17 protein-coding genes are annotated in these 25,395 nt (G+C 35.6%); 10 read left to right on the top strand and 7 right to left on the bottom strand.

Annotated elements, in window-relative coordinates; all coding sequences use genetic code 11:
* Window positions 1-236 precede the first annotated feature (236 nt).
* Together AC1RNE_RS03050 and AC1RNE_RS03055 are read left to right on the top strand one after the other, a co-directional pair.
* The gene (locus AC1RNE_RS03050; protein ID WP_492799567.1) at window positions 237-770 is read left to right on the top strand and encodes a DinB family protein; all 534 of its coding nucleotides are present in this window, start codon (window positions 237-239) and stop codon (window positions 768-770) included.
* 25 nt (window positions 771-795) lie between these two features.
* Window positions 796-1,356, top strand: a complete 561-nt coding sequence (locus AC1RNE_RS03055) for a C40 family peptidase (RefSeq protein WP_492799568.1) — start codon at window positions 796-798, stop codon at window positions 1,354-1,356.
* Here AC1RNE_RS03055 and AC1RNE_RS03060 read toward each other — a convergent pair.
* Together AC1RNE_RS03060 and AC1RNE_RS03065 are read right to left on the bottom strand one after the other, a co-directional pair.
* Complete coding sequence (locus tag AC1RNE_RS03060) at window positions 1,353-2,282, bottom strand: AEC family transporter (RefSeq protein ID WP_492799569.1); 930 nt, start codon at window positions 2,280-2,282, stop codon at window positions 1,353-1,355. The two genes, AC1RNE_RS03055 and AC1RNE_RS03060, sit on opposite strands and share 4 nt — an antisense overlap.
* A 37-nt stretch (window positions 2,283-2,319) precedes the next feature.
* Window positions 2,320-3,501, bottom strand: a complete 1,182-nt coding sequence (locus AC1RNE_RS03065; protein WP_492799570.1) for a hypothetical protein — start codon at window positions 3,499-3,501, stop codon at window positions 2,320-2,322.
* 288 nt (window positions 3,502-3,789) lie between these two features.
* On the opposite strand from AC1RNE_RS03065, the gene AC1RNE_RS03070 reads away from it, so the two are divergent.
* From AC1RNE_RS03070 to nspC, 3 genes are all read left to right on the top strand, one after another.
* Complete coding sequence (locus tag AC1RNE_RS03070; protein ID WP_492799571.1) at window positions 3,790-5,004, top strand: saccharopine dehydrogenase family protein; 1,215 nt, start codon at window positions 3,790-3,792, stop codon at window positions 5,002-5,004.
* Window positions 4,994-5,809, top strand: coding sequence for an RpnC/YadD family protein (locus tag AC1RNE_RS03075; protein ID WP_492799572.1), 816 nt, complete (start codon window positions 4,994-4,996; stop codon window positions 5,807-5,809). Before AC1RNE_RS03070 ends, AC1RNE_RS03075 begins: the two co-directional genes overlap by 11 nt.
* Before the next feature lie 90 nt (window positions 5,810-5,899).
* On the top strand, window positions 5,900-7,036 hold the full coding sequence (nspC, locus tag AC1RNE_RS03080) for a carboxynorspermidine decarboxylase (RefSeq protein ID WP_492799573.1): 1,137 nt from the start codon (window positions 5,900-5,902) through the stop codon (window positions 7,034-7,036).
* Between the two features lie 72 nt (window positions 7,037-7,108).
* Here the strand turns inward: nspC and AC1RNE_RS03085 are convergent, their stop codons facing one another.
* The 4 genes from AC1RNE_RS03085 to AC1RNE_RS03100 form a co-directional block, all read right to left on the bottom strand.
* A complete protein-coding gene (locus AC1RNE_RS03085) occupies window positions 7,109-8,788 on the bottom strand; it encodes a RagB/SusD family nutrient uptake outer membrane protein (RefSeq protein WP_492799574.1) in 1,680 nt (559 codons plus the stop codon).
* 82 nt (window positions 8,789-8,870) lie between these two features.
* Window positions 8,871-11,951 (bottom strand): SusC/RagA family TonB-linked outer membrane protein, encoded by a 3,081-nt coding sequence (locus AC1RNE_RS03090; protein ID WP_492799575.1) that lies wholly within the window; start codon window positions 11,949-11,951, stop codon window positions 8,871-8,873.
* 58 nt (window positions 11,952-12,009) lie between these two features.
* The gene (locus tag AC1RNE_RS03095; protein WP_492799576.1) at window positions 12,010-12,240 is read right to left on the bottom strand and encodes a hypothetical protein; all 231 of its coding nucleotides are present in this window, start codon (window positions 12,238-12,240) and stop codon (window positions 12,010-12,012) included.
* A 204-nt stretch (window positions 12,241-12,444) separates the two neighbouring features.
* Window positions 12,445-13,026, bottom strand: coding sequence for an RNA polymerase sigma factor (locus tag AC1RNE_RS03100; protein WP_492799577.1), 582 nt, complete (start codon window positions 13,024-13,026; stop codon window positions 12,445-12,447).
* 306 nt (window positions 13,027-13,332) lie between these two features.
* Between AC1RNE_RS03100 and AC1RNE_RS03105 the strand changes: the two genes are divergently transcribed.
* The 4 genes from AC1RNE_RS03105 (at window position 13,333) to AC1RNE_RS03120 (ending at window position 23,317) form a co-directional block, all read left to right on the top strand.
* Entirely contained in the window at window positions 13,333-16,401 is a 3,069-nt protein-coding gene (locus AC1RNE_RS03105; RefSeq protein WP_492799578.1) for an amidohydrolase family protein, read from the top strand.
* A gap of 119 nt (window positions 16,402-16,520) precedes the next feature.
* On the top strand, window positions 16,521-17,825 hold the full coding sequence (locus AC1RNE_RS03110) for an amidohydrolase family protein (protein WP_492799580.1): 1,305 nt from the start codon (window positions 16,521-16,523) through the stop codon (window positions 17,823-17,825).
* 425 nt (window positions 17,826-18,250) lie between these two features.
* Window positions 18,251-20,644, top strand: coding sequence for an alpha-L-rhamnosidase-related protein (locus AC1RNE_RS03115; RefSeq protein WP_492799581.1), 2,394 nt, complete (start codon window positions 18,251-18,253; stop codon window positions 20,642-20,644).
* A 138-nt stretch (window positions 20,645-20,782) separates the two neighbouring features.
* Window positions 20,783-23,317, top strand: a complete 2,535-nt coding sequence (locus AC1RNE_RS03120; RefSeq protein WP_492799582.1) for a KAP family P-loop NTPase fold protein — start codon at window positions 20,783-20,785, stop codon at window positions 23,315-23,317.
* A 74-nt stretch (window positions 23,318-23,391) separates the two neighbouring features.
* Here the strand turns inward: AC1RNE_RS03120 and AC1RNE_RS03125 are convergent, their stop codons facing one another.
* On the bottom strand, window positions 23,392-24,738 hold the full coding sequence (locus AC1RNE_RS03125) for an FAD-binding protein (RefSeq protein ID WP_492799583.1): 1,347 nt from the start codon (window positions 24,736-24,738) through the stop codon (window positions 23,392-23,394).
* 385 nt (window positions 24,739-25,123) lie between these two features.
* On the opposite strand from AC1RNE_RS03125, the gene yidD reads away from it, so the two are divergent.
* Entirely contained in the window at window positions 25,124-25,375 is a 252-nt protein-coding gene (yidD, locus tag AC1RNE_RS03130; RefSeq protein WP_492799584.1) for a membrane protein insertion efficiency factor YidD, read from the top strand.
* The last annotated feature ends 20 nt before the right edge of the window (window positions 25,376-25,395 follow it).

The raw sequence follows: 25,395 nt of genomic DNA on the forward strand, positions 1-25,395 counted from the left end.
TGGCTTTAGGTTTAAGATAAAAGTCATAAGTGAATTACATAAGTAGCTTTTGGGATGACTATTCTAATAAGATAATCCTCAAAATTTCTATTAGCGGGTGACTTAAGTCACCCGCTAATAGAAAAGAATTAGAACTTAAAAGTGCTACTTCAATCCTAAAGTCATAAAGTATTCCAATCCTAAGTCCATAGTTCCTAAAGTCCTCAAGTCTTAAAATCCTAAAGTCCACAAAAAAAATGAATCAACAAACCAACAACCTAGAAGTATGGATGCGTGGGCCCATTGCGGGGTTGGCTCCATTATTACAACCAGTGGCTCATGCAATCTTACAGGCTCGTGAAGAAGTAAATCTCATGATGATTGACTTCCCCGAAGAATTACTTTGGGAGTCTCCTGCGGGCTGTGCATCAGTAGCTTTTCATTTGCAACATCTATCGGGCGTATTAGATAGACTGTTTACTTATGCCAACGACCAAGCCCTAAATGAAGACCAATTAGAGCTTTTACAACTAGAATCTGTAAAAAATCAACCTAATATAAACGTAAAGACACTACTTACTCGTTTTAACAATCAAGTAAACAAAGCACTTACACAATTAAAAAATACGAGTGAAAAAACGTTGCTGGAACCACGGGGCATTGGCAGGAAGAAAATTCCTAGTAATGTACTTGGCCTGCTGTTTCATTCGGCCGAACATACACAACGCCATACGGGGCAACTTTACGTCACCGTGAAAGTATTGAAGAGTGCCAAAAACAATCTTATTTAGCTATAAACATATCTTATTGATTTTTATGAGACAAAACCACTTGAATATTTTTTATCGTTTTTTTTTACTGATAAGCTTAGCTGTCTTTTTAGATTCATGTAAATTATTCCGTAGAAAAGAGGAGGATAATAATGTTGTCGTTGCTCGTCCTAAGCCTGTCACCAGACCAGCAAATAACAATAAGGTTTATAATAATAAAACCATCAATAACATTGTTTCAACAGCAAGAAGCTATACGGGTGTGCCTTATCGGGCAGGTGGAGCTGATAAAAATGGTATGGATTGTTCTGGTTTATTATTTTGTGTTTATTCGCAGTTGGGCTATAAAATTCCGAGAATCTCGTATCAGCAATCAGACTTTGGCAAAGAAATTTCTCTTGACGACCTCCGCCCTGGCGACTGGGTATTTTTTGTAACCAACAAAGGCAACGTAAGCAATATCAATCACGCTGGCATGATTACGGAGCGGAGAAGTAATAAAGAAGTAATGTTTATCCATGCCTCTTCCTCAAAAGGTATCAGAGAAGATAATCTTTTCACCAATTTCTGGATGAGTTGTTTTGCTAAAGCGAGTAGGCCTTTTTAAGCCAATTTCAACCCAATTACCAAAGCCCACATCATCGCAAAGCTAATCAACATCGAAACATTGACTAACATTCCTGCAATTTTAGTATCATAATTGAGTTCGTCAGAGAAAGGTAAAAGCGTCATTCCCACAGGAATTATCAGTACTATCAACAATACATTTCTGTACAGTTGCTCTACAGGTAGGAAATAAAAGAAAGCAAAACCCAATAAAAATCCCCAGAAATAACGAATCATCAGCACCTTTGAAACCTTCTTGAATATTTCACCAGAAATGGAAAGATTCAAGTAAATTCCCATGATTAATAATACAATTACTTTGTTTCCCCTAGCCATCACGTCTAGTACATCTATGACAATCGTAGGGAGTTCTATCTTAGCCAAATTAACAAAAACACCCAACAGAATAGCCTGAAAAGGCACTAAAGTAAAGATTTTCAAAATGGCTTTTTTCGCATTTTGACTGATTGTTGCGCCTTCATTTTTATCCGATAAAAATACCCCTGTTCCATAAACTAACCCAAAAATGGCAAAGGAATTACCAAAGTCAAACATGGCGGCATAGACCATTCCCGCTTGTCCCCAAATACCTTCAATTAAAGGGTAAGCAAAAAGCCCAAGGTTAAATCCTCCACTCCCCATAATCAAAATTGCCCTCATTTTCTGACTTTGGTTTTTGAATAACCACGCCGCCGTAAACATCGTCAGTAATGAAAAACAAAAAGAAATAACAGGAAGTAATAGTAGATTGAACTCAAAATGCACACGCCTCATTGTCAAGAACATTAAAGCAGGGAAAGTAGTGTGCATCAATAACTTAGAAACAACTTTACCTTCTGTTTCAGATACAACGTTTTGGCGTTTTAAAAAATACCCTACTAAAATAATACTCAAAGCAGTGATAAAAACGGTATTGGTTTGATTCATGAAAATACTTAAAGAAAAACAAAGCGTTTTCTAAACTTTAGAAATGTTGGGAAAAATGAATGAGCCAGCTAAAAGCCTCTACTTTGTATAAGTTTAAAAGCAAAGAATAAGTTGGCGTCAGAATATTGACAAAAGCTATCAAGTATATAAACTTACTTGCTTTTTCCCCGATTTGTGCCACCAATAAATACACTACATACACTAGTAAGAAGGAATAAGCCAAGCTTCTGGTGACGTCTTCAACGGCCGTACCTACCAGAAAAGAAAGAATGAAAACACCCGTAAACCATAAAGCAACTATATAATAATTCTTTTTAAAGAGGTAAAAGCAAGCAAAGATGATTAAAAGCAAGTTTAGTTTCAAAGATGAAAAAATAGCATAGGGAATCTTTGCTCCATGAATAAAACCCAAACCCAAGGTAACACCACTATGTGCGCCTACTGGTGTTTGTAGATTATAAAGGAAGTAAAAAATGATTCTGATAGAGGCATAAATGGCTAAACTAATAAAAACAAGCCAGAATGATTTGTTCTGAACAATAATTTTCTGGAAAGTAGTGATAAAATCTTTATTTGTGTCTTGTAAAGGATACAGCGTTAGCCCTGCAAACAATGGAATAATTAAGGATGGTACCACGCTCCTTTCATCTACAAAATAACTAGCTACTAGAAACAAAATACACAGCGGATTTTTATAAAAATATAAGGAAAGTAGCAACCCAAAATAAGCGTAAGAATCGTAGAAAAGGGTATCAAAATTAAAGGAATTGCCCACATAGGAAAACAGTAGAGCGATTGTTCCCCAAAAACCCATTACATAATTGTTAGTGGCTTTATAGATTACCTTGACGGATAGCCATATAAAAAGAGGAAGTAATAAAATCTGTAGATAGAATAAACGAAGAGAGTTTAATCCAAAGGCATTTGCGAGGATATAAGGCGTAATCCTTAGGTCTCTTTTACTAAAATGGTCGTGGGGTAAAAGATTTTCAGTTGGTTTAAAGGGATTGGCAATCTTATTGTTGACAAATTGTTGAACCAACATATCATTTCCCGTCCAATCGTCATGTACTCTTTTCCTAATTACTTCTGGGAAATATATCAAAGAAAAAACCAGAAAAACGAATATACTGATACTAATACACCAGTATTTATTTTGCCAATATTTGATAAGCAAAGTATTGAAATTGGTAAAGAGAAGACTTATGTTTGGAAGCATATTGCAGAGTTTTTAAGTAAAAAATCTTGATGTTAGAAAAACATACGCTTAAAAAATTACTAATCAACAGCAGGCTATAAAAACAAAAATAGGTGTTTTGAACCATTTTAAACCATCAGAAGAGTAAATTTTATATATCTCTAATAGTATTATGATAATCCTCAACAAATTTAATCTTCATAACTCCTATAATTTCTAAGCTTTAACTAATTTTGCAACTATATTCATGTATGTCGTAAATATGTAATGTATTTGTGGGCAGCATCTAACAGATAACATCAAAAAATAATGGGTAAGAAAGTTTTAATTATTGGTGCAGGAGGCGTAGGAAACGTAGTTGTAAAGAAATGTGCCATGAATCCAGAAGTATTTTCTGAAGTAGTTTTAGCAAGCCGTACAAAGCGTAAATGTGATGCCATTGCTGAGGAATGTGCTAAAATAGGACTACCAACCAAAGTAGAAACTGCGCAAGTAGATGCTGATAATGTACCAGAATTAGTAGCCTTGATTAATCAGGTGAAACCATTTATGGTTATCAATGTAGCTCTTCCGTATCAGGACTTAACAATTATGGATGCTTGTTTGGAAACTGGCGTTCATTATATGGATACTGCTAATTATGAACCAAAAGATGTTGCCAAATTTGAATATTCTTGGCAATGGGCATATCAAGAGCGTTTTAAAGAAGCTGGTTTGATGGCACTTTTAGGTTGTGGTTTTGACCCAGGTGTTACGCAGGTTTATACTGCTTATGCGAATAAACACCACTTCGATGAAATGCACTATTTAGACATCATCGACTGTAATGCGGGCGACCATGGAAAGGCTTTTGCTACAAACTTCAACCCTGAAATTAATATCCGCGAGATTACTCAAAAGGGACGTTATTGGGAAAATGGAGAATGGGTAGAAATTGATGCAATGTCAATTCATAAACCTATCGAATATCCAGGAATCGGACCGAAAGAATCTTATGTATTGTATCACGAAGAATTGGAATCGTTGGTTAAAAACTTTCCAACGTTGAAACGTGCAAGATTCTGGATGACTTTCGGGCAACAATATATTACACACTTACAAGTGTTGGAAAACGTAGGAATGACATCTATCGCTCCTATCAAATTCCAAGGAATTGATATTGTGCCATTAGAATTTTTGAAAGCTGTACTTCCTGAGCCAGGTTCATTAGGCGAAAATTATACTGGCGAAACTTCAATTGGTTGTCAGATCAAAGGGATTAAAGACGGTGTAGAAAAAACATATTATGTTTGGAACAACTGTAAACACCAAGATTGCTGGAGAGAAGTACAAGCGCAAGGTGTAAGTTATACCACAGGCGTACCAGCGATGATTGGTGCGATGATGATGATTACTGGTGAATGGATGAAACCAGGCGTTTGGAACTGTGAAGAAATGAATCCAGATCCATTCATGGCAATGTTGAATATTCATGGTTTACCTTGGAACGAAGAAGTAAACGGAGCACTTCCGCATGAGTATTAACGAATACGATAGAATTTTAAAGGAGAACATTGAACCTGTTCTCCTTCCATTTGCTCAGAAACTTTTGGGTTTAGAACGAGCAAAGTTCACAGCTATTAAAGATGACATACACGTTACGATTGAAAGAAAACCTGATTTTCTGAAAAGAGTAAAAGAAGACAATGATTCTAATAGTTACATTTTACAAATAGAATTTCAGTCGGTTGATGATTCAGAGATGATTTATCGCATGTTAGAATACAGGGCTATTCTTCTACGAAAATATCATACTGAAATAAGACAAGTAGTACTTTATATCGGACAAGCTCCTTTGCGTAAAATGACGAAAAGTTTGTCAATGAACAATTTGTCTTTTGCTTATGAGCTAATAGATATTCGTTCTTTTAACTATGAATTATTTATTAATTCATCGATTCCTGAAGAAGTATTACTCGCTATTTTATTAAATTTCAATCAGACACCTCCTCATAAAGTTATCCATAGTATTTTGGATAAATTGCAGGAACTATTAAAAGGTGAACACCGTTTTGGTAAGTATCTAAAGCAATTGGAAGTGTTAGCTAAACTTCGTAATTTACAAGATGAAACCGTAAAACAGACTGCCATTATGCCCATTGTATATGACTTAGAAACAGACATCCGTTACGTACAAGGTATGACAATGGGTGAAGAAAAAGGGAAAGAAAAAACTCTTGATAATAATATCGTTTTATTACTTCAATCAAATTTGTTGACAGCCCAACAAATTGCTGAGACATTAAATGTGCCTTTGAAAAGAGTGGAAAAGCTTAAGAAAAAGTTGTAAACGTTACATCAAAAACAATAAAATTATTTTTGCCCGTATTGAAAAGTACGGGCAATTTTGTGAATAAATAAACCATTCATACAACAAAAAATGATTGATTTTTCTCAGATACCTTCTCCATGTTATGTATTGGAAGATAGGTTATTACGTAAAAATTTAGAACTCCTTCAATACGTTCAACAACAAGCTGGCATCGAAATCATTTGTGCTTTAAAGGGTTTTTCGATGTTCTCTACTTTTCCGATGGTTCGCCAATATTTGGCTGGAGCCACGGCGAGTTCATTACATGAAGCACGCTTAGCTTTTGAAGAAATGGGCTCAAAAGCACACGTTTATTCTCCTGCTTACTTAGATAAAGAATTTGACGAACTGATGTCTTATTCTTCACATATTTCTTTTAATTCATTGGCACAGTTTGATAAATTCAAAGAAAGAACTATCCAGCATGGCATCAGTTGTGGGCTACGTATTAATCCGCAATATTCTGAGGTTGAAACAGATATGTATAATCCATGTATTGCAGGTTCGCGCTTGGGTATTACTCGCAATCAATTAGGTAATACTTTGCCTGAAGGCATTGAAGGCCTACACTCGCATACTTTGTGCGAGAATGATTCTTATACGCTTGAGCGTACTTTAAAGGCTATTGAAGAACGTTTCGGAGATTTATTAAAACAAGCTAAATGGTTGAATTTAGGCGGAGGACATTTAATAACGCGTGCCGATTACGAGCCTGAGCATTTAATTAGTGTATTGAAAGGTTTGAAAAGCAGATTCCCAAACCTAAAAATTATCTTAGAACCGGGTTCGGCTGTAGGTTGGAGAACTGGATATTTAACGTCTACTGTATTAGACATCATCGATTCTCAAGGAATTAATGTGGCTATTCTTGATGTAAGTTTTGCTGCACACATGCCAGATACATTAGAGATGCCTTATAAACCAAAAATTCTGGGGGCACATCAAGAACCTATAGCAGGTAAACATACTTATCGTTTCGGGGGAATGACTTGCCTTGCTGGTGATTTTTATGGAGATTATTCTTTCGACGAGCCTTTGAAAATTGGAGATTCCATCGTTTTTGATGATATGATTCATTATACCATGGTAAAAACAACTACCTTCAATGGGGTTAATTTACCTTCTATTGGCATCTGGAGAGAAAATGATACTTTTGATTTAGTAAAAACCTTTGGTTACGAAAGTTTCAAAGATAGACTAAGTTAGTATCCGTTATGTCATAAAAAAACCTGATGAAAATTCATCAGGTTTTTTTGTTATAATCAAGTCTTTAATAAATTAATACCCTGGATTTTGTGGAAATGCCGTAGATCCACCTTCAGTACGATCAATTTGAGTTTGAGGAATTGGACGAACTAAGTGAATAGGTTTTACGTTAGCAGCAGCTTGAGGGTTGTACTTTTGTACACGCTCAACGAAATTACCCCAACGTTTTAAATCTAACCAACGAGTTTGCTCACCTACTAATTCTCTCGCTCTTTCTTCAACGACAAGGTCAAAGTTCATTTGAGCACTTGTAACTTCCATAGCTGCTTGTTTACCTGGGAATGCTGCACGGCGACGAACCATATTAATGGCATCTGTTGCAGCTTGTTTGTTACCCGCACCCAACTGTGCTTCTGCAAGCATCAAGTAAGTATCTGCTAATCTGAATACAAAGAAATCACGGCTACCAGACTCGTAAGTCATATCAGGGCGCTTTGTGTCAAAGAACTTACGTAATGTAGGGAACAATGCTTCAGAATATTTGCTTGGTACTAATACCTGATACTTTTTCGTAGCTCTCTCAGCCTTTGACATTTCATAACCAGGAATAAAAATCGCAGTATCACCTGCTGCAAAAGTCACAGTTGCTTTTGAATCATCAAATGCTGTACTATACGTTCCTGGCTTATTTGAATACCAAGTATCCTTAAACGTTTTCTTATAACGTGAATCGTTTACTCTTTCACCAAATACAACATCTGTACAATAAGTAGTCGGACGTAAACGCTTAAATGGACGACCATTCGCGATATCACGTTGCATACCTGCTTGTACGTCATACTGCATACCATAAAGCAAGTGTAGGTTGTTACCACCATTCACCGAACCTGTATTATTTGTCAAGTTTGTCAAAAGGTCTGATGTATATTGTACGGCAAAAACGATTTCAGTATTTCTCTGATTGTTTTCATCAAATACGCTTGCAAAATCATCTAATAATTTAAATCCGTAGTTAGTTACTACACTAGAACACAACGTAGCAGCTTTAGAAAAATCATCAGCAGCTTTTTGTGCAGAATATGCTTTTGCTAAATAAACTTTTGCCAAAGCCATTTCAGCCGCTGGTTTTATCGCTCTTCCGTATTGAGTAGAAGTATTAGGTAAATCTACAATCGCCTCGGTAAAGTCTTTGATAATCGCAGTATACATTTCAGCTTCAGTAGCTCTTTTTGTTGTTTTAGATGGAGCCAACGTTTCTGTTAATCTCAAATCAACGCCACCCCACTGTTGAAACAAAATGAAATAATATTGTGCTCTCAAGAATTTAGCTTCAGCTACTCTTATTTTTTTAGTAGCATCGGCTAATGTTGAAGCTGGCGCTCTACCAATGATGGCATTACAAGTGTTGATACCACGATAAAGTTCATCCCAAGTATTTCCAATATAATCTACGGTTGGGTTAAGTTGAGTATCATAAAAGTGGAATCCTTTATAACCTCCATCGGCTCCTGTAGCGTAAATATCAGTACCATACTCAGTCATAGTTAAACCTTGTTGTGTACCATAATAGTATCTAAGGGTTGAATATGCTGCATTTACTCCATCTTCAAAACCTTTTGGAGTATTCATGTAGTCATTACCAATACCAGAAACCACTTTTTCATCCAATAAATCAGAACAAGATTGCGCAGAAAGCATTAAAGCGGCAATACCTAAGATCCTTGCATGTTTATATATATATTTGATATTCATCTTTTTGTCATTTAATGTTTTTTAAAACTTCTTTAGCTACATGTTGTAGGCACTATACAGTACCTCGTCAGTAATGTTGTGCTTAAAATTTTACGTTAATACCTACTGTAATTACTTTCGTTGCTGGTGTAATGCTATTGTTGATTGAAGTTCCTGATGTTTCTGGGTCAACTCCATTGTATTTTGAAATGAATTTTGACCAAATGAATGGTTGTTGAATACTTGAGAAAAGTCTCAACGATTCCATACCTAACTTCTTAGCAATGCCATCTTTGAAAGTGTACCCAAAGTTGATGTTTCTTAACTTGATAAACGATCCATCAAAATAAATTAAAGTAGTATTGTATTGTGGGAATTCTTGTGTACTAAATGGACGAGGGAATTCTGCATTTGGATTGTTTGGTGTCCAGTAGTCAACTTTGATTTGTTGGTAACGACCAGCCAAAGCATTGTTGTCTTGGTGGAAACCACTCACAATCATTTGTCCGAAACGACCAAAGAAGAAGAACGACAAGTCGAAGTTTTTATACGTAAAACGGTTTGTTAAACCAGCAGAGAAATCAGGAACATCTGAACCTAACAATACTCTATCTGAAGCATTGATTACGCCATCACCATTTGTATCTTGTACTTTAACTTGACCAACACCTGCACCTAATGCATTTCCTTTGTCACCAGGATAGAATTTAGCAGCTTGTTCTGCTTCGCTAACCTGCCAGATTCCTACTTTTTTGTAGTCGTAGAAAGAGTTAAGTGGCTGACCAATGAACCATTTGTTACCAACATCATCTACAGCTCCATTATAAAGTGAAACGATTGCTTCTTTATTTCTAGTAAACTGGAAATCAGTTGTCCATTTAAATCCACCTGCTGTATTAACATTCACTGTTGTCAATCCTAATTCAATACCTCTGTTTCTCGTTTCACCAACGTTACGTGTTACAGCACCAAAACCGATTGAGCCTGGTAGTTGGTCAGACAATAATAAATCTGTTGTATTGGTTTGGTACAATTCTAACGAACCTTGTACTTTTCCTTTCCAGAAACTGAAATCTAGACCAATGTTCGTAGTCGCTGAGTTTTCCCATCTTAAATCAGGGTTACCAATAGTACTTGGACGATATCCAAAAGCACCCGTATTATCCCAAGCATAAGTTGTTCTTCCTAATAAACCTTGGGTTTGGTATGGCGCCACCCCTTGGTTACCTACTGCACCATAGCCTGCTCTTACTTTAAGAAGATCTAACCATTGAATATCCTTCATAAAAGGTTCGTTGCTCATATTCCAACCTAAAGCTACTCCTGGAAAGTTACCATATTTTGTATTCACACCAAAACGGCTTGAACCATCACGACGCAACGTAAGTGTAACTAAATATTTATCGTTGTAATCGTAGTTAACACGACCCATGAAAGAGTTAATCGTCCATTCAGTTAAACCACTACCTACACCCACAACAGTACCAGCATTACCTAAATTATAAAATTGTTGAGTTTCAGCAGGAACACCTTGAACGCTAGCATTAAATACTTCATAACGGTCTCTCTGGATTGATTGAAGCAATGTTACATTCAAATTGTGTTTTCCATAAGTTTTTGAATAATTCAAGATATTTTCAAGCGTCCAGTTGAACCCAAAACGGCTCTCATCACTTGCTTGTGCATCACCGCCTTTTCTTGCGTTAGTTTGTCCACCAATGAATCTACCCCAACGAGATAATGTAAAATCTGGACCGAAGTTTACACGGTATTTTAAACCGTCCAAGATTTTCACTTCAGCATAAATACTATTAAAGATTCTGTATTTTTTAGTGTTATCTACTTGCGCACCAGGAACAATCTCAGCCAAAGGGTTAGTCAACAAGGCATCATTTGTTGGTGCGAAGTTGATACTTCCGTCAGCTTTATAGGCAGCACCCAGTGGGTTTTGCTGGATTGTGAAACTATAAGGGTTTAAGTTTTCACCATTTCTATTACTGAACATCATGTATGATGACAACCCGATTTTCACTGATTTAGTGATTTCATGGTCGATATTGGCACGCAATGTTGTTCTAGTATAATCTAACCCTTCCGTAATACCTTTATCCAAGAAATATCCAGCAGAAATATAGAATTGTGTTTTTTCACTTCCTCCTTGAATACCAATCGTATGGTTTTGTTGGAAGCCTTTTCTAAGGATTAAATCTTGATAATCAGTACTTCTTCCTTCTGCCAAACCAGCTACTACGTTAGGGTCACCACCTAATACCGCAACTTTTGAATCAGCTACTGGGTCCGACTGCCCCGTTGGAACAATATTACCTGCTGCATTTCTGTAAATACCCGTAGCACGGTAAGACTCTCTAACATATTCCGCAAACTCAGGACCATTGAAAAGTCTCATTTTATTCAATGCTTCCGACTGACCAACGTACATATCATACGTTACAGTAGTTTTGCCTTTTACTGCTCCTCTTTTAGTTGTTACCAATACCACACCGTTGGCACCTCTAGCACCATAGATAGCCGTAGCAGTTGCATCTTTCAATACCTCAAGTGATTGAATATCATTTGGGTTCATATCTTCATAACCTGCTGATAATGGAATACCATCTACTACGTATAGAGGGTCGTTACCTGCATTGAATGAACGACGACCACGAATCAAGATTTTAGGCGTTGTACCTGGTTTTGAACCCGACTGTGACACGTCGACCCCAGCAGTTCTTCCTTGTAATGCCTGACCTAAGTTGGTGATAGGCATTTCAGAAATTTGCTTGGCTGATACCTGTGAAATAGCCCCTGTTAATTGGCTTTTCTTTTGTGTACCATACCCTACAACAACAACTTCGTCGATTGATTTGATGTCTGAAGAAAGCTTGATATCAACGATAGAACGATTGTTTACAACGGCTTCTTGGGTATTGAAACCGATTGCAGAGAAAATCAAAGTTGTATTAGTACCCACAGCAATTTTATACACCCCACTAGCATCCGTTGTTGTTCCTCTGCTTGTTCCTTTCACTGCAATTGTTACTCCTGGCACGGCCTGACCGTCGTCTGCCGAGATAACTTTACCAGTAATTGTTCGATCTTGACCAAAACCAGTAAATGTAATTGATAAGAACAGCAAACAAACTGCCCAACCTACATTACTTCTTAATTTAAGTAGAGATTTCATACTCATGTGTTTTTGATTTTTTTTAAATTGTGATAGTTAGTAAATAAATTTGATTGAATTAATTAATTATTGAAATGGATAAATTGATACGATTCCAGATTGATGCTATCTCATCTTTCGACAAGCTTTCGTCTTCATTTCGATGCAGGATTGACTTTGCTAGTTCGATTTCTTGTTGCTTTTGTGGGTAACGTTCTAAAAATGCTTGCCAAAATTCTTTATCTACTTCATGATTTTCTGATTGGACCCATTCAATAAAGCAACTGTCTGATAAAAAATCTTCAGACATAAAATCTTTATACTTTGTAAACCTCTGCTCAAACAATTTTATAAATATTTTAAGTAAAACTTGTATTATGAGCAAAAGCTTGCTTAATCGGTTTTCTACTCAATTATTATTATTTTTTTTAAAAATTGAACACATCTAATATTTAACAAAAAAAAGAGCCAAAATCGAGTGATTTTGGCTCTTTATAAGAAAAGTAGATTTATATCATGCTACAGCGAGTCTTTCAATGGCAATGTGTTCTTTTAAAATTTTTAATGCACCAAAAATAAGGTTGTAAACCGACTGCGGGTTAATCCTCATCATACTAGATATCTGGTCGGTATCCATATCATGAAAAAATTTCAAAGAGATGGCTTCACGCTGACGTTTGGTTAAATACTTGAATGACTCCGCTAGGGTATCACTAAAAGTTTGTTCTTCTTCAAAAGCAACCAAACGGTTTTCATGAGAAGTAATAAAATCTGGGTTTTCAAGATAATAAGCTTCTTGATGTTGAAAATGGCGTTGTTGTGTTTCCAAATGGCGTACCAATTTTCTTTTGATAGAAGCCATTAAGTAATAACGAATAGAAGTTGTTTCACCTAAATTTCGGTGATTTTTCCACAATTCTACAAATAAGTCGTGCAAGCAATCCTTAATTAATTCACGATCTGCAGTAATACTTGTACTGTAATTGTACAATAGACTAACATAGTTATGATAAATTGAAGAAAAAGCAGCGTGGTCTCCTGCCCTAAATTCATTCCATAATGCAACCTCGTCGATTAGTTTTTTTGTAGTTATCATAGATAAAATAAGAGTATCTGTATAATTTTCTCTTAAAGATATATTAAATAAATATCACTTTTCAAGGTTTTTTTTGAATATTTTTCCGTAAACGTTTACGGAAACGTTTACAGCAAAACTTTTATTAAAAAAGATTGAAATCATTAAAATTTATAGTTCTATACGTTGACCATTATCACTTTTCTAATCCATTAATCGCTGTAAAATATTCTTTAAGCGAAAAATTAAAAGCGAAATAGGATATTTCTAATTTTGAGCCTATTTTTAGAGCTTATTATTTTTATCACAAACAAAAATCAACCAAACATGAAAAAACTTTTTATTACCCTCATTAACATATTACTGTTGGGGTCAATAGTTCATGCTCAAACACAATTTTCCCCTCGTAATGGTGTGCAGGACGAAAGGCTAAACCTTTTTGCCTTCACCAACGCAACAATTGTGGTAGACGCTAATACTACTATTGAGGGAGCAACATTATTAATTCGTGGTTCAGTGATTGAAGCAGTTGGCAAAGGAATCGTTATTCCTAGTGGAACCACCGTGACAGATTTGAAAGGCAAAAGAATTTATCCTTCCTTAGTAGAGGCATATTCAAATTATGGATTACCAGAAATTAAAAATGAAGGCGGAAGAGGTTTTAGAGCTGACCCTCAGTTTGAATCAAAGAAAAAAGGTGCTTATAACTGGAATCAGGCAGTTTTACCAGAAGTAGATGCTGCCAGTGTTTTTTCAATCAACGCTCCTGCTGCTGACGAACTACGTAAAGCAGGATTTGGCTCAGCAGTTAGCCATGTTCAAGACGGAATCGTAAGGGGAACGTCAGCATTTGTTACGTTGGGTGACGGTCGCGACCAAGATGCTTTATTGAAAAGCAAAGTTTCGGCTCATTATTCTTTCTCTAAGGGTACTTCTACCCAAGATTATCCCAACTCAATGATGGGGTCGGTAGCATTACTTCGCCAGACGTACCTTGATGCAGACTGGTTTAAGAAATCAAAAAACAAAGTTGAGTTTAATATTTCTTTAGATGCTTTCAATGCCAACCAAGGTATTCCACAGGTATTTGAGGTAGGCGATAAATTAGGAATATTACGTGCTAATAAAATTGCTAAAGAATTTGGTGTACAGTATATCATTAAAGGAATGGGCGACGAGTACCAACGCCTTGATGAAGTAAAAGCAACAGGTGCTACATTGATTTTACCATTAAACTACCCAACAACACCAGATGTTGAAGACCCTTATGATGCTTCGGTGGTTTCTTTAGCTGAAATGAAACACTGGGAGATGGCGCCTGCCAATGCTAGTCTTTTATCAAAAGCAGGTGTAAATTTTGTTTTTACAACATCTAACTTAAAATCGAAAGCAGATTTTATTGCCAACCTCCGCAAAGCCATTGAATATGGTTTAGATGAAAAAGTAGCTTTAGCAGCCATTACTTCAACACCTGCACAATTGATGAAGGTGGATAACTTGGTAGGTTCATTGAAAGCAGGTATGTTGGCCAATTTCTTGATTACTTCTGATAATCTTTTCAAAGACGGTAACGTAATCTATGAAAACTGGGTAAAAGGTAAGCGTTATGTAGTTTCAAACATGAACATCATCGATGTTCGTGCGAACTATGACTTGACAGTTGGTAACAAAGGTGGAATGAAATTGAATGTAACAGGTAAAATTGACAAACCTGATTTCCAGATTGTAGTAACAGATTCAATCAAAGTGACTCCTAAAGTAACTAGAACAGGCGAAAACTTTACGTTGACGTTCAAACTAGACCCTAAAAAAGATAAAGGTGATACCCGTATCAGTACTTACTTTGATGGAAAGAATTTTAAAGGAGATGGACTAGATGCTAACGGACAAGCGGTTGCGTTTGCCGCTACTTTCAAAGAAGCATTAAAAGAAACGCCTGCTAAAGTTGATACGGCCAAAAAAGTAGCTCCAGTAATCGGGAAATTATCATATCCTTTCACTAGCTATGGCACAGAAGACAAACCAAAAGCGGAAACCATTTTAGTAAAAAATACAACTGTTTGGACGAACGAAAAAGAAGGTATTATTGCTAATACAGACGTTTTATTACAAAATGGTAAAATTGCGAAAGTAGGTAAAAACCTTTCGGAAAGCGGTGCAAAAGTAATTGATGGTACTGGTAAACACTTAACCAACGGTATTTTTGACGAACACTCGCACATTGCGTTGTTATCGGTAAACGAAGGAACGCAATCAGTTACATCTGAAGTAAGAATGGAAGATGTTATCAATTCAGAAGACATTAATATCTACCGCCAGTTAGCGGGTGGAGTTACTTCTTCTCAGTTGTTACATGGCTCGGCTAACTCAATCGGGGGACAATCTGCGATTATCAAATTGAAATGGGGCGAAGCACCAGACGCATTGAAAATTCCAAATGCTGATGGTTTTATCAAATTCGCTTTAGGTGAAAACGTAAAACAAGCCAACTGGGGCGACCGTGCTAGAATCCGTTTCCCACAAACTCGTATGGGTGTTGAGCAAATCATGATGGATGCATTCTTGAGAGCAAAAGAATACGAAAAAGCAACGAAAGCAGCGGCGGCAAATGCTAGTCTTGCACCTGTAAAACGTGATTTAGAATTAGATGCCTTAGTTGAGATTTTGAACAAGAAAAGATTTATCACTTGTCACTCGTATGTACAATCTGAAATCAACATGTTGATGAAAGTAGCCGATTCATTAGGCTTTAAAGTAAATACTTTCACACACATTTTGGAAGGATATAAAGTAGCTGATAAAATGAAAGCACACGGTGCGAATGCTTCTACGTTCTCTGACTGGTGGGCTTATAAAATGGAAGTAAAAGAAGCGATTCCTTTTAATGCTGCCTTGATGACGAAAGTAGGTATCAATACCTCTATCAACTCTGATGATGCAGAAATGGCTCGTCGTTTGAACCAAGAAGCTGCCAAAACAGTGATGTATGGCGGTATGACAGAAGAGCAAGCTTGGAAAATGGTTACGTTGAACCCTGCTAAAATGTTGCATTTAGATAATCGTTTGGGAAGTATCAAAGTTGGCAAAGATGCTGACGTAGTATTATGGAACAACAACCCATTGTCGGTTTATGCTAAACCAGAAAAAGTAATCATCGACGGTGCTACGTATTTCGACCTTGAAAAAGACAAAGAATTACGTTTGCAAATCGCTGCTGAACGCAATCGTATTACACAGAAGATGTTGAACGCTAAAGCAGGAGGTGCTCCTACCGTGAAACCAGAAGTGAGAAGACCAAGATTATTTGTTTGTAATTCTGAAGGCGATTTAACGGAAGAAACTGGTGCGTTTAAAGAAACAGGCGTTTCGCAAGCTGAAGGTCATGACCATGATTAATAGTTGTGATTGAGTGAGTGGTGAATGAGTGATTAAAATCATTTTTAGCATTTACTCATAAACTTTAAACTCATGAACTCATAGACTTGACTTAAAACATTTTTTCAAAAGAACAGACAATGAAAAACATAAAATACATATATAGCATAGTTTGCTTATTGTTGGCAAATACTATGTTTGCCCAAAACCAAGCTGCAGGTTCACCCCAAACCAAAGCTATCGCCCTGACAGGAGCGACGATTCATACGGCTGCAGGTAAAGTAATTCAAAACGGTGTAATCGTTTTTGATAAAGGAATCATCACAGCCATTGGTGATGCTAGTACGTCTTTCAACAAAGCTAATACTGAAGTGATTGATGTAACAGGCAAAAGCGTTTATCCAGGGTTGATTTCTCCTGCTAATCAGTTAGGAATGATTGAAATTGAAGCAGTACGTGCGACTGACGACCAAGCTGAGATTGGGCCAATCAACCCACACGTTCGTGCGTTGGTGGCTTATAATACAGATTCAGAATTGATTCCTACGGTAAGAAGTAACGGCGTTTTATTGACACAGGCAACACCACAAGGTGATGTTATCACAGGGATGTCATCAATTATGCAATTAGATGGTTGGAACTGGGAAGATGCCGTTTTGAAGAAAGATGATGGTGTCCATATCAACTGGATTGGTTATTTCAAACGTGAATTTGATTTCTCTACTTTTACAGCCACTACTAAAAAGAACGACAAAAGAGATGAGTTGTTGAGAGAATTAGACAAAACCTTTGATGATGCGATTGCGTATGCACAAATCAAAAGTCCTGCGGTAATCAATGTAAAAATGGAAGCGATGAAAGGATTGTTTGATGGTTCAAAAAATCTATACATCTCTGCTGACTATGGTAAGGAAATCATCGAAGCAGTACAGTTTGCTAAAGCAAAAGGTGTTAAGAAAATCGTCATTATTGGTGGTGAAGAATCATTGTTAGCGGCTGATTTCTTGAAAGAAAACAATGTACCTGTTATCGTTGGTACAACACACCGTTTGCCTAATAAAGTAGACGATGACACTGATTTGCCTTATAAATTGCCTCAGTTATTACAGCAAAAAGGAGTTTTGGTAGGGTTAGCTTACATTGGTCTGAACTGGAGAACACGTAATTTACCTTTCGTGGCTGGTACAGTAGCAGGACATGGCATGGACAAAGAAGATGCATTAAAACTTATCACTGCCAATAATGCAAAAATCTTAGGAATTGATAAATTGGTAGGTACTTTAGAAGTGGGCAAACACGCTACTTTAATCGTATCTGCTGGTGATGTATTGGATATGCGTACTGCGAAAGTAGAACAAGCATTTATACAAGGTCGCAAGATAGATTTGGACGACAAACAAAAACGTTTGTACAAAAAATATGCTGAGAAGTATGGGACGAAGTAGTATTTTTTGATTGAAATAAAGGCTCTTTCTATTATCGGGAAGAGCCTTTATTTTTTAAATATTACCTATTTCCAACTAGTACTGCGTAATATTTTTCTTCTATACCTCAAGAAACTAGGGTTTTATGAGGTATAAAAGTCTTTTCTATCACTCATAACAAATAAGTTAAATCATTCTTCAAACCAAGCGTCGTGACACCAACATCACGAAGCTAGCTTTCAATCCTTATCTCTAGCGAGGGAATTAATTCCCTCGCTAGAGATAAAATTAAGATAATCATACACTTATGGATATATAGATAATTAATAGGACTTATGTCAACAACTAATAACAAATGATTTAAACATAACATGTAAAAACAGGCAAGGAATATTAAGCTAAATCCGTATTTTAGTTTCATTATCCACAATCAATCAAAAACAACAATGAAAGTACTGCAAGCGTTGCTCGTCACTTTAATTTTCACCCTTCCACTTTCAGCACAACAAGCAAGTCCCAAAGTATTAAATCATCGTTGGCAGGCCAATTGGATAGCACCACAACAGGTAAGTCTTAAAGATTTTGGCGTCTATCATTTTCGTAAAAACTTCGATTTATCACAAAAGCCTAATCAGTTTATTATCAATGTTTCTGGTGATAACCGCTATCGACTGTTTGTCAATGGGCATTTTATTGGTGCGGGGCCTGCCCGCAGCGATTTGATGCACTGGAATTTTGAGACTTTTGATATTGCACAATACCTAACGCAAGGGAAAAATACCATTGCTGCCATCGTCTGGAATTTTGGTGAGTATATGCCTGCTGCACAGATGAGTAATAAAACAGGATTTATTATACAAGGAAATACTGAACTGGAAAGCATTGCGAATACCAATAACAGTTGGAAGGTATTGCAAAATCATGCTTATAAACCAATTCCTGTAGAAGGTTCAAAATTACGTACTTATATTGTAGTAGGTTGTGGCGAAGAAGTGGACGCCACGAAGTTTCCAAGCAATTGGGAAAAACCATCATTTGATGATAGTCAGTGGCTATCAGCCAGAACCCTAGAACACGGTTATATTTCGGGTACAGGTTCAGGAGCAGAATGGTATTTAGTGCCTCGAACCATTCCCCAAATGGAGGAAATTCATCAAAATATCAATACTATCCGCAGGTTTGAGAGTACAAAAACCATTACCATGCATGATAATTGGTTGAAAGGGAAAGGCTCATTAACGATTCCTGCCAATAGTAAAACGACTATTTTATTAGACCAAACTTTTGAAACCGTTGCCTATCCTGAAATAATTGTAAGCGGAGGTAAATCAGCAGACATTACTTTTACGTATGCTGAGGCTTTGATTGATGATAAATGGGTAAAGGGAAACAGAAACGAGATTGAGGGCAAAAGAATCATTGGTATTCAAGATATTTTTCGTCCAGACGGGCAAGCCAAAAGAAGTTTCAAACCTCTTTGGTTTAGAACGTATCGTTACATAGAAATTACGATTGTCACCAAAGAACAACCTTTAGCAATCGATGATTTTTATGGATTAAAAACGGGCTATCCTTTTGAGGAAAAAGCAAATTTCACTAGCAATGACCCAAGCCTACAAGACATCTGGAAAGTAGGCTGGCAAACCGCACGTTTGTGTGCAGGCGAAAGCTATTTTGATTGCCCTTATTATGAACAATTACAATATACGGGCGATACCCGAATCCAAGCCTTAATATCATTATATGTTTCTGGTGACGACCGTCTAATGCGTAAAGCCCTGACAGATTTCAATAATTCTATGACTTCGGAGGGTTTAACCCAAAGCCGTTATCCCTGTAATACTCCTCAAATCATTCCGACTTTCTCGTTGTTTTGGGTATCTATGGCTTATGATTATTGGATGCACCGCAAGGATGATGCCTTTATGAAAACGCTTTTGCCGAATATAGAAAAAGTGTTGGGTTGGTATGAAAGGAAAATAGACCCTCAAAAAAATATGTTGGGAGCGATGAACTGGTGGTCGTTTGTTGATTGGGCTAAGCCTTGGAAATGGAATGCAGTTTCGGATATTGGCGGTATTCCTGATGGAGCAACAGATGGGAATTCATCTATTATCAGTTTTCAGTATGCCTATACATTGAGACAAGCCGCCGCTATGTTTGATACTTATGGAGAGAAAGAAAAAGCCATTTACTATCGTACATTGGCAGATTTACTATCGAAATCCAGCTACGAACAATGTTGGGATGCTACCAAAAATGAAGTGGCTGACACGCCTGATAAAAAGGCTTTTAGTCAGCATGGAAATATCTTTGCTATCCTTGCCAACGCTGTGCCACGTGCCAATGAAAAGGCTATTATGGACAAGATTTTAAATGACCCAAGTTTAACGCAAGCTACTTTCTATTTCCGTTTTTATTTAACACAAGCCCTCAAAAAGTCGGGAAGTGCTTCTTTGTATTATAGTACATTAACGCCGTGGCGAGATATGCTCAAGATTGGTTTAACCACTTTTGCAGAACAAGCCGACCCTACTCGCTCCGACTGTCATGCTTGGTCGGCATCGCCTAATTATGATTTTCTGGCGACCATCTGCGGAATCATGCCCGATGCCCCAGGTTTTGAAGAAATACGCATCCAACCTTCTTTAGGAATCTTAGAAAATATCTCAGGCAAAATGCCCCATCCTAACGGAGACATTGCTGTAAAGCTAAACCGCAAAGGCAAAACAGGTATACAAGGCGAAGTAATCCTCCCTCCTAACCTTTCTGGGAAATTTGTTTGGAATGGGAAAACGATTTCTTTGGTAGCGGGGAAGCAAGTGGTTGATTTGGAGTGAAATATAAATAAGTGTCGGGAGCTTTGTCAACTTTTAAAAAGCTGACAAAGCTGTACTAAACTATTATAACAATGGTTTATTAGAGATTGGAAGAAAAAATAATTCCTATATTTACAGTTATACAATTATCTAAATATAATGAGCAATAAAAAACCTAATCACCTATTCGATAGATTCTATGAAGTGATTTCTAACAGAAAAAACATTTTCTTCTTTTTAGTTTTTACGCTACCTCTTCTTTTTCAAAAATATTTTGAAGCCCTTTTTAACGAATATATTACTAACCCTATCTTTCTTAATCTAGAAAGTAATAAATATGTTGATATTTTAGCAATAATCTTTGTATTTATACTTGCTATATACTATTACCACAAGTTTAAAAAAGGATATGTTTTATCATCTTTTAAAAGCTGTATTATCTTCATTTTTACATTTTGGTATATAATTTATCGTATTAAAGGAGGGTGGCATTATCAATCTTTTTCATTCTGTTCATTTCTTTTCTATTCTGATATTTTTCTTATTATTCCTATTGCTTACATCTCTTTTCTATGTATAAATCGTAGTCCAAATTCTTTAATAATTAAAACAAATGAAGGTTTCCTTGTTGACCAATCTATCAACAGTCCAGAAGAAGACACTCTTGGAAGAAAAGAATATGCAAAAGCAATTGCTAATAAAATAGAAAAATCATTTCCAAGTGATGCTTTAGCTATTGCTATTACTGGGAAATGGGGTTCTGGCAAAACATCATTTATACAGTTAATTGAAAATAATTTAACTCAGCAACCAATAATCATAAACTTCAATTCTCGAAAAAATCATGATTCAAACAACATTATCATTGATTTTTTTGATGAGCTCGAAGCAACATTAGGCATTTATAATGAAAATCTAAGTTTTAGTATTCATCAATACCTCAAACAATTAACTACTGTTGACGACAACATATATTTTAAAACCATTGATTTTTTAACAAATACAATTTTTGGAAAAAAATCAACTCAAGATATGTTTAATGACATTGACAAAACGATTCAAAATATTGGAAGGCAAGTAGTTATATTCATAGATGATATTGATAGACTGGATAGTAAAGAAATTATTGAAGTAATTAAATTAATACGATTCTCTGCAAATTTTAAAAATGCAGTTTTTCTAGTAGCTTTTGATAAAAGCTATGTCATCAATGCGATAAATGAATTCAATACTTATGAAAAAGAATGGTTTCTTGAAAAGATTTTTCAAGTGGAGTTTCCTTTACCTACCTTTGAAAAAAACAGAATACAAAATGAATTAATCAAAAAATTGAAGACACAAATTGGAGAACCTTATCATCAAGAAATAGACAATTATTTTTCAAAAGGAAATAATCTAGATATATTTAGAGGTTGTATCTTAACGTTAAGAGATGTCAGTCGTTTCACTAATGCTTTCGCAATTAATTTTCTACAAGTCGCTGAGGAAGTATTGTTTAAAGACTTTTTTAATATGGAATTAATTAAACTCAAATATTTTTCAATATATGAATTATTATTTAGTGATCCTGATTTGTTTTTAAGTGATAGAAATGAAGTTAATATTAGAAAAAATCACTTTCTTTTGCTTAATAAAGAAGTCTTTGAAAAAAATATTAAAGATTTAAATATTTCCGACAGAGAAATTATAAAGATAAAAGAATATGTAGCTAAAATTTTCCAGCCTCCTCAGATATTCATAGAAACATCTAAACAAGAATTAGTAAATACAGAAAATAATAAATCCATTCGGCGTCCTTCAAATTTCATGATTTATTCATCAATTAGACTTACTGAAGGAGTTTTAGGTGAAAAACAATTTAAAAATGCTAGACAAGCAGATTTAGAAGTTTTTAAAAAAGCAATTGATAAATGGATTGAAGATGGGTTATTTGCTGAATTGCAATTAAGATTCGAAATTATTAAATATTACGATAATGATGATGATTTTTACAAGATTATTCATGCACTTTTATATTTTGGGTCGAAATCAAAACTATTTACATTGAAATATAGGAATTTTGACTTCCCAATAAATATAATCAATAAAATTCAAGATAGGTATCAGGAGATTAAAAATAAAAATTTAATAATTAAGAATTTTAAAGAAGCGATTTTAGAAATAATTGATAACGGTGAATATGACATAGAATTTAAATTAGTTTTACTAAAAGTATGTAATAGCGATTACCAAACTAACTTAAAGGCAAGAAATTTTTTTTTCAGTGAAAACATTCATTTTTTTTTATTGAAAGAAGAAATACATAATCTATTATATAAGTATTTTGTCAAATATGTAGAACGTTACAAACAATTTAGTAAAGAGTTTTGGGAGGTGTATTTTTTTTGTTCGTATTATGAAGAAAATAATACAAAAGCGGTTCCAACTATTAATGCATTCATTAAAGAATTTGCTATTAAAAATGACATTAAAGGCTTCTTTGAATTCATTATTCAAAAAAATAATTCAGAAAAAGGATATGCCCTTATTGAGCATGTACATACTATATTTCCTGAAAAAAATTCCTTATTTGAATTTATTAACTCATTAGAAGAATCTACTTTAAAAATAAAGCTTCTGGAATTTTATACACATTTGAAACAAAACAATTTCTGGTTTACTAGTTTTGATTTTGATGGGGAGTTAGATATTTAATAATTTTATCATTAGTAAATTCCATAGCTTTGTCAACTTTTAAAAGTTGACAAAGCTAAACCTCAACATAATTTCTAAGCAAGATTCTTCTTCAAAAACTCATTTTGAAACTTACCTTTTGGGTCGTATTCTTTTACCAATGCCTTAAAGTCATTTAACTTTCCGATTCGACCTTGCAAAACCGTTGCGTCCATTGTAAAGAGTTTTGCCCAATGTGGACGGGCATTAAAAGGTGCTAATTGTTCTTCAAAAAGCGGAAGGATGCCCATAACTACATCCACTTCTTGTTTCCAAGTAGTATGTATCGCAACACACGTTTGTTTGTAACAAGGGCTCATCCATAAATCATCTGCCTGAATAGCACGAATTTCTGAGATAAAAATATGCGGACTAACTTTTTCGTGTAGTTTCTCTATCGCCATCATGGCTTTATAGGCGTGTTCGATAGGGACAAAGTATTCCGACTGTAATTCTTTTCCTGCACTTGGCGTAAAACCCATTTTAAAATGCGGCATTCGTTCATACCATACGCCCGGTATACCCAATTGTTCTGTGCAGTTTTCTGCCGAAATTTCTTCTATCGGATGTAGGTTTTGTGTCGCTAATTTTGCACCAAATAATGCTGCTGGAATTTCCGTCGTGTCGCCTTCTTCTACTTTACTTTTTACCCATACTTCATTAATGTTTTTATTCTTCCAGTCGGTAAACAAGCTAACACTATAGCCACTAGACATGATGGTCTCGAAGTTCTTTTCTAAGGCACTCATCGGTAGGTTTCTATAAACGACCTGCTTCATTTTAAAACTCGGTTGCAATGCCAAGGTAATTTTAGTAATTACTCCCAACGCTCCTAATCCAACTACAGCCCCATTAAACTTTTCGCCATCTTTTTCTTTTGAAAGATTGATTATTTCTCCCTCGGCATTTACAAATTCAAAGGCAGTAACAGCAGTAGATAAGTTTCCATTTTTTACGCCTGAGCCATGCGTAGCAGTAGCACAAGCTCCCACTACTGAAATGTGGGGTAAGGAGGCCAAATTGTGTAAGGCATAGCCGTTTTCTTCTAAATAAGGGGCTAACTCTCCATATTTTATACCGCCTTCTACCGTAACAGTATTCTCTTTTTTATCTAAGGATACTACTTTATTTAACTCTTTTAAGGAAATCTGATTCTCGCTACTATCAGCAATCGTATTAAAGGAATGACGCGACCCTAACGCTTTTAGGCTATCGCACTTCTTTACAATTTCTTGTACTTCTTCTACATTTTTGGGATAATAGACATTTTCGGCACTGTATTCTAAATTTTCAGCCCAGTTTTTCAGATGCGTTTTTGGTTCTGACTTACAAGCTACTAAGCGAGAAAGCACGATTCCTCCTACCATAATTGACGATGTTTTTAAAAATGTTCTTTTTTTCATACGGATAAATAGTTGAGCTGTTTTGGATATTAAAGCAATATAAAACTAATTTATATTTCATTCCTAAAAACACAACGAAACATCAAACTTTACTCATTTTGATGATACTTATTATTTTACCTAATAGCTATTTTAATAGAAGGACATTGAACACAAAAAACCCCGAGAATATTTTCTCAGGGCTTTGCAGTAATATAAAATAAGTAATTAACCTAAATGGAGTGTGTATTAGTGAATATGTTCGTTTATTAATAAAATCGTTAGTTTAAACCCCTATCATTTGAGCATTTTAGGAGGAAATCTTAGCAGATATACGAAGCCAACACTGTTTTGGTTTTTTAGCATTTGAAAAAGGATGTTTACCTTTGAGAAAACATTCAAATCAATGACCAACATACCTAGTAAAATCCTTATTGTTTTTGTGCGTGTATATCAAGGACTCATTTCGCCTTTTTTCCCGAATGCTTGTCGTTATACACCAACTTGTTCACAATATATGATTGAAGCTATTCAAATCTGGGGATTTTCAAAAGGCTTTCGTTTAGGTATCAAACGTTTTTCATCTTGCCACCCTTGGGGTGGTAGTGGCTATGACCCCGTACCACAAAAATCTTGTTGCGAAAAAAAGGACAATTGATTTTTTAGGAAGTTTTTTAT

This window comes from Arcicella sp. GW822-FHT02H01, assembly GCF_058802005.1.

Bases quoted from the DNA above. Each gene is read 5' to 3' on its own strand.
- AC1RNE_RS03100 (WP_492799577.1), bottom strand. From the start codon at position 13,026: ATGATAACTACAAAAAAACTAATCGACGAGGTTGCATTATGGAATGAA.
- AC1RNE_RS03085 (WP_492799574.1), bottom strand. From the start codon at position 8,788: ATGAATATCAAATATATATATAAACATGCAAGGATCTTAGGTATTGCC.
- AC1RNE_RS03110 (WP_492799580.1), top strand. From the start codon at position 16,521: ATGAAAAACATAAAATACATATATAGCATAGTTTGCTTATTGTTGGCA.
- AC1RNE_RS03065 (WP_492799570.1), bottom strand. From the start codon at position 3,501: ATGCTTCCAAACATAAGTCTTCTCTTTACCAATTTCAATACTTTGCTT.
- AC1RNE_RS03060 (WP_492799569.1), bottom strand. From the start codon at position 2,282: ATGAATCAAACCAATACCGTTTTTATCACTGCTTTGAGTATTATTTTA.
- AC1RNE_RS03125 (WP_492799583.1), bottom strand. From the start codon at position 24,738: ATGAAAAAAAGAACATTTTTAAAAACATCGTCAATTATGGTAGGAGGA.
- AC1RNE_RS03115 (WP_492799581.1), top strand. From the start codon at position 18,251: ATGAAAGTACTGCAAGCGTTGCTCGTCACTTTAATTTTCACCCTTCCA.
- AC1RNE_RS03050 (WP_492799567.1), top strand. From the start codon at position 237: ATGAATCAACAAACCAACAACCTAGAAGTATGGATGCGTGGGCCCATT.
- AC1RNE_RS03090 (WP_492799575.1), bottom strand. From the start codon at position 11,951: ATGAAATCTCTACTTAAATTAAGAAGTAATGTAGGTTGGGCAGTTTGT.
- AC1RNE_RS03095 (WP_492799576.1), bottom strand. From the start codon at position 12,240: ATGTCTGAAGATTTTTTATCAGACAGTTGCTTTATTGAATGGGTCCAA.
- AC1RNE_RS03055 (WP_492799568.1), top strand. From the start codon at position 796: ATGAGACAAAACCACTTGAATATTTTTTATCGTTTTTTTTTACTGATA.
- AC1RNE_RS03120 (WP_492799582.1), top strand. From the start codon at position 20,783: ATGAGCAATAAAAAACCTAATCACCTATTCGATAGATTCTATGAAGTG.
- yidD (WP_492799584.1), top strand. From the start codon at position 25,124: ATGACCAACATACCTAGTAAAATCCTTATTGTTTTTGTGCGTGTATAT.
- AC1RNE_RS03105 (WP_492799578.1), top strand. From the start codon at position 13,333: ATGAAAAAACTTTTTATTACCCTCATTAACATATTACTGTTGGGGTCA.
- nspC (WP_492799573.1), top strand. From the start codon at position 5,900: ATGATTGATTTTTCTCAGATACCTTCTCCATGTTATGTATTGGAAGAT.
- AC1RNE_RS03070 (WP_492799571.1), top strand. From the start codon at position 3,790: ATGGGTAAGAAAGTTTTAATTATTGGTGCAGGAGGCGTAGGAAACGTA.
- AC1RNE_RS03075 (WP_492799572.1), top strand. From the start codon at position 4,994: ATGAGTATTAACGAATACGATAGAATTTTAAAGGAGAACATTGAACCT.